Annotated in this window: 6 protein-coding genes and 1 pseudogene; all 7 read right to left on the bottom strand. The window is 37.0% G+C overall.

Annotated features, from left to right (window positions below; all coding sequences use genetic code 11):
• Positions 1-343: 343 nt before the first annotated feature.
• Complete coding sequence (locus FU659_RS39270; RefSeq protein ID WP_397357173.1) at positions 344-514, bottom strand: cyclic-phosphate processing receiver domain-containing protein; 171 nt, start codon at positions 512-514, stop codon at positions 344-346.
• Between the two features lie 53 nt (positions 515-567).
• Positions 568-948: pseudogene (locus FU659_RS34435) on the bottom strand (SMI1/KNR4 family protein); the annotation flags it as partial.
• A gap of 172 nt (positions 949-1,120) precedes the next feature.
• On the bottom strand, positions 1,121-1,270 hold the full coding sequence (locus FU659_RS34430; protein ID WP_147951660.1) for a YjcZ family sporulation protein: 150 nt from the start codon (positions 1,268-1,270) through the stop codon (positions 1,121-1,123).
• Positions 1,271-1,503: 233 nt separating this feature from the next.
• Positions 1,504-1,605 carry a sporulation protein YjcZ gene (locus FU659_RS34425; protein WP_147951659.1) on the bottom strand — a complete coding sequence of 34 codons (102 nt, stop codon included), beginning with the start codon at positions 1,603-1,605 and terminating at the stop codon, positions 1,504-1,506.
• Between the two features lie 600 nt (positions 1,606-2,205).
• Entirely contained in the window at positions 2,206-2,661 is a 456-nt protein-coding gene (locus FU659_RS34420) for a hypothetical protein (RefSeq protein WP_187274613.1), read from the bottom strand.
• Between the two features lie 330 nt (positions 2,662-2,991).
• On the bottom strand, positions 2,992-3,597 hold the full coding sequence (locus FU659_RS34415) for a hypothetical protein (protein WP_147951657.1): 606 nt from the start codon (positions 3,595-3,597) through the stop codon (positions 2,992-2,994).
• A 110-nt stretch (positions 3,598-3,707) separates the two neighbouring features.
• Positions 3,708-4,007, bottom strand: coding sequence for a hypothetical protein (locus FU659_RS34410; RefSeq protein WP_147951656.1), 300 nt, complete (start codon positions 4,005-4,007; stop codon positions 3,708-3,710).
• Positions 4,008-4,312 lie beyond the last annotated feature (305 nt).

Here is a 4,312-nt window from a genome sequence, read left to right as displayed (position 1 = left end):
GAACGCTTTTGGCGAAGTTTGAAATACAATGAAATCTATCTCAACGATTATAACAGCCCACGCGAGACCCGCAATGGCATCAGTAGCTACATTCATCTTCACAATCACTACTTGCCGCATCAGTCTCTGCAGAAATACACGCCAGCTGCTGTGTATAACCGTGAGGTTGTACTCTTATCCACATCTGAATAACGGAGGAAGAATCTTTTCTCCCGCGCCTTCGCTTGAGCTATGTCCGCCACTAATAGACAACGTTCTATTGGAAATAATTAATCGTTTTTCCATTTAAGTCGAAGTATTAGAACAGTAGCGACGTAGCAACTCCTCAACATTGTGAATCATTTCACACCTTAACTATATTAAAATAACTGTCTTGACAACTTGTAGCACCATAAAGTGATAGTAGTTCTACTGTATACACCCTAAAATATTGTATTGCTTCTTCAAATGTTCTTGCCACTAAAAAGCCCTCAGGACAGTCACTTAGATCATCTAGGTATATATTAGCCTTCATGTATTCACCTCTTAATGATACGATCTTTACGTATTTAAGTAATGTTTTCGTTAGTTGAATGATAAATCATTTACTAGTCCAATAATAAAAGTCTCAAAATCTTTCGCCAAAAATGTAATATGAAAATCAAATTCTTGATCTACGTGTACTACTTCCGGCTCTCCGTATTTACCGCACTTTCGATAATCAAGAATTATTACATCGTGACCAGCAGATGGACAATCGCAAATCACAATTCCAATGTCTGGATATTGCCATTGGTCAATCATAAATTGACTCCCGAGATTTCCGCATAACGAATAATTCTTGATACGTCCAATACCCATAATACCTGTAATTGCGATATGGTCTTCCGCCCATGATGTAGGACTAGTAGTGGGAAAACAAGTGTTTTTCGGTATTCCACCATTCTGTAATTTCATTAGACGTAAGTAAACACGAAATGGGTATAAGACCTGGTGCGGAACCATCCACTTGACCATATATTGATATTGCCAGCACACGCAGCTCACTCGTCACCCCAACAACGAGAAAAAACGGTCTGTATTCGCATCTATTTCGCGATAAGACCGTTTTTGTTTTTCATCGATATTCTTTATGTTGTTTTTAAATAAAAAAAGCTGATGAGATGATTACTAAAAGAATAAAAAGAACCAAGACAAATGCGCTGGTTGCACCGTAACCTGCACAACTTCCACCATAACCTACTCCGCCTACTCCGCCTACTCCGCCTACTCCACCATAACCTAAGCCCATGTTTACTCATTCCCCTCAAGTGAATTTTCATTACGGTATAATCATATGCTCGGTACATGGTCATTGATTGGACATAAGTCAGGGCTTGCTTGCTGGAAGGAATAAATAGGTAATGTTCCTCTGGGGGAGGCTTCAAACTCACTCGTCACCCTCATTTAAACAACGAGAAAAAAACGGTCTTTATTCGCATCTATTTCGCGATAAGACCGTTTTTGTTCTTTTGTGATGTTGGTTTAAATTGCAAAAGTCATTAAGATAATAACCAAAAGAATAAAAAGAACCAAAACAGCTGCTGAGTTATTAACACCATAACCTGCACAACTTGCACCACTCATGTTAGTCAGTCCCCTCAAGTGAATTTTCATTACGGTATAAAATATGTTCGTTACATAGTCCTTGATTGGACATAAGCCGTTCCTCTAATCGGGAGTTGGGAAAAGTTCAAAGGTGTTTTCCCTGGAATTCGATTTTTATTGTAAAAGTTATTTTCCCCGAAGCTCATTTTTACTTCACGGACATTCTGTTGCCCTAATGGTGAGAAATGATGACGTGCTCCCCGCCATAGGGGTCAAAATAATAGAAGCCTAACGGGATCACCGTCAAGCCTTACGTCTGTTAACCTCTCGGATCAGGGTGGACTTACTAATGCCGGTCATGGCTGATACCTGGTGTCAGCAGAAAATAAAATATTAGAATGGATGACTGTATTCCACGCGGTTTTTCGAATTGTCAAAACGTCAGACTCCATAAAATAAGTTTTAGATTGAGCCTAGAAATTGAACAGCGACGGCCAAGGACGAGAAAATAAAGTCCTAGACAGTCGCTTTTTTATTGAACGTTCTGCGTTAGTGTAATCAATTATGACCGAATGGCCCGAAGCGTGAATATGGTGTTAGGTGATGGTTCTGCCCTCTTCGAATTACATACAAGATTACTTATTCTTCATAAAATTTTTGAACTTGCTTTTTTAATTTAATTATTATTATTCCTAGAACTGTTCCAATAAAAAGACTTATTACTGAATAAGGAATACCGAGTCCGACTAACACTAGTCCTTCAGCAGGATTATCCTCAACATCACGATTCGGATCACCAGTTGCTACCATGAAAAACAGATAGAGTGCATAAAAGATAATGAAAGACATTAAAGAAATTAATAGCTGCCTCCACTGACCACGAGAAACAAGTAAACTGGTAATGGTATTTGTTAAAAATAACACTATAAATCCATGAAATAGTCTTGTATCTAAATAATCTCCATTAGATCCAAATATATATTTAAAATATACTAATGTTAATATTAGGTGTAAAATTGATGGAATAGATCTTGCTATTATATTAGTCATTTGTTTCCCTTCTTTGGGTTTATAACAAGAATTTCGATTATTCATTCGGCAACTGTCGCGGAGGACTGCTCCTCATTTTCTTCAACTATCGTTTTCCGTTAACTTAACTTATTGCCCTGGACCCTCGATAATTAAAAACGGCTTCAAATCCTCTGGAGACTTGATCTCGTCCAACCCGATCTTTGTTATCCTCTTAATGCGTGTATCAAAATCGATCCTATAAGGTAGAATTTCATTAAAGAACCTACTTCGTAAATCGAAAACATCGAACTTCCGCTTTTTTTGAACAAGACTCTCTATTAAGTTCCGTGGATAGAAATCGATCTCGATTGCAGCATCCTTCAAGCCTCTCTTTTTCATAAATTCAGCAGCACGTTAACCATACTCAAGTGTGCGTTGTTCGGAAAAATCACGATCTATCAACACACTCATGAATAGATACTCTTCGGTGACATTTTCATGTAACTTCCGTATTTCTCCATACTTTGTCTCGGCAGGGTAACTACTTAACAAATCTGCAGGAATGAACATATTGACTGCATATGAGCTTAAACCTGGGCTCATTTCATTAATTAGTGGGACGTATTCCAAGATTGTGTCATATCGCCATTTTGACTTCTTAAAATTTTTTTCGTCCACGTTAAAGTCCTGAGATACATTCATCGATAGTTTAATTTCTGGTTTCGCTGTAGGGTGAACTGTAATGAAATATTCTCCTTCGTCATTCCCAAACGGTTTCGAATATGTTACATCATCGATTGCAACTTCCTCAGGAAATGATGCTTTCAAATAGGCTATTGCACTTTCCTCAGCCGTGCTTGCAATCAACGGATAGTAAATATAGTCCCAGAGGAGTGCCGTTAAAGCAGCAGCAAATACACCAAATATTATTAAAACAACGCTTATAACCAATTTCATATATTTCTCCACTTTTAAAATATTGTTAAATATAGCAACTGCTGCTGCGGCAATCTGCTTCATAGTTATGTTTGGACTAACGTTCCCAGTTAGTTCAAGAAATTTGGTAAGACTCGACGCGTGAATACGGTGTCAGGCTATGCCCTCGACTCCCTTGAGCTACCAACGGAATCCTAAAAATACATCGAATCTATCCAATCACAAAACTCTTTTATGCTTTCTTTTGGGTTTATTTCTTTATTAATCTCAGCTATCAAATCGTAATACTCTAATTCGTGAATAATTAAAGGAATTTCTTTGTTGAATTTGTTTAAAATTACACTATTTGCGTGTAGTCTTCTAACTACATTTTTTACAATTTTATAAAGATCATCTTTTATTTTTTGACCTAACTCAAGTATTCGTTCAAAATTTCCCTCCTCTTCTTTGTCCGTATAATACCACGGAGATTCTAGTACCCAATTCTCCCTCATCAATTCTTCTTCCCTATTATCCTTTAAATATATTTTGCCAATAACTGTTTCTTCATTTTGTAACCAGAATGCATAATTCCATCTAGCCTCTAGTTCATCTGATGCCTTAGAAATATTATTATGATAGTTACTAGTTGTGTTGTATCCAAAAGTTAACCGAGGTTTCCTATAATCATCATTTTCAAAATCGATATAAATGATAAAACATCATGCCTGTTGATTAACCAAAATAAGGAATCCATAAATTGAAAAAAGATCGCTCTTTCTGTAAAATCGTTTGCACCACACAACACGATTTGAAAGAG

It is taken from the genome of Paenibacillus sp. N3.4 (assembly GCF_008017805.1).
Taxonomy (GTDB): Bacteria; Bacillota; Bacilli; order Paenibacillales; family NBRC-103111; genus Paenibacillus_E.
The sequence above is the reverse complement of the archived record's forward strand: the minus strand, read 5'-3'. Positions and strand labels throughout refer to the sequence as shown.

Bases quoted from the DNA above. Each gene is read 5' to 3' on its own strand.
- FU659_RS34415 (WP_147951657.1), bottom strand. From the start codon at position 3,597: ATGAAGCAGATTGCCGCAGCAGCAGTTGCTATATTTAACAATATTTTA.
- FU659_RS34410 (WP_147951656.1), bottom strand. From the start codon at position 4,007: ATGAGGGAGAATTGGGTACTAGAATCTCCGTGGTATTATACGGACAAA.
- FU659_RS34420 (WP_187274613.1), bottom strand. From the start codon at position 2,661: ATGAATAATCGAAATTCTTGTTATAAACCCAAAGAAGGGAAACAAATG.
- FU659_RS39270 (WP_397357173.1), bottom strand. From the start codon at position 514: ATGAAGGCTAATATATACCTAGATGATCTAAGTGACTGTCCTGAGGGC.
- FU659_RS34425 (WP_147951659.1), bottom strand. From the start codon at position 1,605: ATGAGTGGTGCAAGTTGTGCAGGTTATGGTGTTAATAACTCAGCAGCT.
- FU659_RS34430 (WP_147951660.1), bottom strand. From the start codon at position 1,270: ATGGGCTTAGGTTATGGTGGAGTAGGCGGAGTAGGCGGAGTAGGCGGA.